Origin of the sequence: Emticicia sp. (assembly GCF_049241225.1) — a bacterium.
In the GTDB taxonomy this organism is placed as follows: Bacteria; Bacteroidota; Bacteroidia; order Cytophagales; family Spirosomataceae; genus Emticicia.
This window is the reverse complement of the sequence record NZ_JBMLRC010000318.1, coordinates 1-2,266: the sequence shown is the minus strand read 5'-3', so window position 1 is coordinate 2,266 and position 2,266 is coordinate 1. Positions and strand designations below refer to the sequence as shown.

Sequence of the window (2,266 nt, the reverse complement as noted above, 5' to 3'; positions counted from 1 at the left end):
AGTAATCAACAATCTGCCTACTCATCGGCGGAATGTTGGAGAAGGGGCGAAGCGAACGATATTGGTCACTTCGAGCTGTGATTTGAATTTCTTTCAAGAATTGATAATCTTTTTTAGTATAATCTTCCGAAATTCGATTAGTTGGAACATTGTCTTCTCCATAGTAGATATTTTTATAAATGAAGGCAATGGGCAGAATGTACTTGCCCACACTTGTATTTTCTAAACGAGGAGTTTTAGATAAGCCACTGATAATTTCTGCCTCGAAGCCTAATAAATGGGAGATTTTTTTACTCACTAAAGGGTAAATGAGAGAAATGTCCTTCACTTTTCCTTTCGAATCTACTTCAAAAGAAACATAAATACGCCCATAAACGCTACCTCTGATTGCTCCGATTGGATAGTTAATGTTTTTCAAAGCAGCTAAATAAAATATTGGGTCGATAGATTCTTTTATTAGTTGTCCGAGCGAAACACTACTGTATAAAAAACTCCAAAGCAAAACAAGTGTGAATACCCTTTTCATGGTAATAAAGTTTTTGTAAGATGCAAAAGAATTGACTGGTGAAATTATATATTCAACTAACAAAACCCTAATAAAACGCATAAAAATTGAAGAATAATAGACAATATTTCTTAATTTTAGGTACATAAAACCCTATACTCTAAAACTGCTATGAAACAAGTGTGTATCATTGGGGCTGGTTCTTCTGGAATTACTGCCGCAAAAGCCCTAAAAGAAAAAGGAATTTCATTCGATTGCTTTGAAAAAGGCTCAAAAATTGGTGGTGTTTGGCGATTGAATAATGATAATGGGCTATCATCGGCTTATCGAAGTTTACATATCAATACCAATCGAGTCGTGATGGCTTATTCCGACTTCCCGATGCCCGATGATTACCCGATGTTTCCGCACCATTCTGATATTATTGAGTATTTTGAAAGCTACGTTGAGCACTTCAAATTACGTGAGCACATCACTTTTAATACTTCGGTTATTGATGTCGTAAGAAATGCTGATGGCACATACAATGTCACGCTTGATAACCGACAATCGTATGATTATCAATACGTTATTGTTGCAAACGGGCATCATTGGAATCCACGTTTCCCGACTCCTGCCTTTAAAGGGGAATTTACGGGTGAAGTTTTACATTCTCATTATTATCGAGAATCGGAGCAAGTACAAGATAAAGACGTGCTAATTGTGGGTATTGGTAACTCAGCCGTTGATATCGCTTGCGAAGCTGCTCGCCTACATACAGGCAAAGTCGTAATTTCGACTCGAAGTGGTGCATATATTACGCCCAATTGGATTTGGAGTATTCCTTTCGACAATCTGGCAAATCCTCTGACTGCCAAACTACCACTTTGGCTACAACGCTTTTTGCTCAATACAACCCTGTGGCTGGCTCGTGGCAAACAAGAAGACTATGGTGTGCCAAAGCCGAATCGCCCAGTTTTGAGCGAACACCCAACACTTTCGCAAGATTTACTAAACCTTTCGGGGCGAGGTTTGATAAAATTCAAGCCAAATATCAAAGAATTTAGAGGGAAAACGGTAGTTTTTGAAGATGGAACAGAGCAAGATTTTGATATGATTATCTATGCAACTGGCTATAAAGTTACTTTTCCATTCTTGAAACATTACGCCGAATTTGATGTAGAAGAAACCAACGATATTCGACTTTACAAAAAGGTCATTCACCCTGACTACAAAAACTTATTCTTTTTGGCTTTGATTCAGCCTTTGGGGGCAATCATGCCTTTGGCCGAAATTCAAGCCAAGTGGATTGCCAAAATCATCAAAGGAGAAAGTAAGTTACCATCAAAAGAGGCAATGCTAAAATCTATCGAAGAAGACAAACAGAAACTCGCTAAACGCTACAAACAAACTCCTCGACACACGCTACAAGTGGACTTTTTTACTTACAAAGAAAGTATTGAGAAAGAAATGAAGCGATGATTCTTGAAGTTTTATTAATTGAAGATTAAGGATTTAGAATTGATGATTGTAGATATTTCATAGTAAAAATATTCTACACTCTTTAATTGCCAATCCTTAATCTCTAATTATAAAAATAAAATCATAGTCCTTTACCAGTAGCAGCCCAATAGATACCGCCATACAGATGGTCAAGGAAAGTTTGGTCGCTGAAAACCAACGGAATATGTCCGAGAGCAGTATAAAAAGCACGGCCACCATCATAGTTATGGTACCAAGAAATCGGGTGGAAACCCATCCCTTTTCCTTCGTTATCGCCCC

The 2,266-nt window shown here is 37.7% G+C and carries 3 protein-coding genes; 1 reads left to right on the top strand and 2 read right to left on the bottom strand.

What is annotated here, in order from left to right:
* A partial coding sequence (locus ACOVO2_RS16925; RefSeq protein ID WP_421771114.1) for a hypothetical protein occupies positions 1 to 526 on the bottom strand: 526 nt, incomplete at its 3' end.
* 150 nt (positions 527 to 676) lie between these two features.
* On the opposite strand from ACOVO2_RS16925, the gene ACOVO2_RS16920 reads away from it, so the two are divergent.
* On the top strand, positions 677 to 1,966 hold the full coding sequence (locus tag ACOVO2_RS16920; RefSeq protein ID WP_421771113.1) for a flavin-containing monooxygenase: 1,290 nt from the start codon (positions 677 to 679) through the stop codon (positions 1,964 to 1,966).
* 121 nt (positions 1,967 to 2,087) lie between these two features.
* Here the strand turns inward: ACOVO2_RS16920 and ACOVO2_RS16915 are convergent.
* Positions 2,088 to 2,266, bottom strand: a 179-nt coding sequence (locus ACOVO2_RS16915) for a ThuA domain-containing protein (RefSeq protein WP_421771115.1), incomplete at its 5' end; no start/stop codon positions are given.